General features: G+C 77.9%; 1 protein-coding gene. It reads right to left on the reverse strand.

Annotated features, from left to right (window positions below; all coding sequences use genetic code 11):
* On the reverse strand, window positions 1-471 hold a 471-nt coding region (locus tag ACYQ0J_RS00810), incomplete at both ends, for an HlyD family secretion protein (protein ID WP_460170295.1).

Raw genomic sequence — 471 nt, forward strand, 5'->3', positions numbered from 1 at the left:
GGCGGGCCTCCCGGATAGACTCCTCCAGGCGGGCCTTCTCCCCGGCGCAGTCCAGGGCCAGGCGGGTCAGGCGGGCCTCGGCCTCCTCAAGCCGGGCCTCCCCCTCGGCGAGGCGGAGGGGGGCCTCGGCCCCCTGGGCCACCAGGTAGCGCAGGCGGCCCACCTCGTCCCTCAGGCGGGAAAGCTCCCCCCGGAGGGCCTCCCGCTCCGCCCGGCACCGCTCTTCCGCCCGGGACAGCTCGGCCTCGAGGCGGGCCGCCTCCTCCGCCTTGGCCTGGGCCTGGTCCTCGAGGTCCCGCAGGGGCCCCTCGTCCACCCGCCGGGCGATGGGCTCCCCCTCCTCCACCCGGTCCCCCGGCTTCACCAGAAGCCCCGAGAGGGAGGGGAGGGAGAAGACCAGGGGGTGGAGGGTGGGCAGGGCGGGGAGGGCGGGGAGCTCCAAGGAGGCCTCCTCCCCGGGGGCGAAGGCCG

The sequence above is a fragment of the Thermus sp. FJN-A genome, from assembly GCF_054655095.1.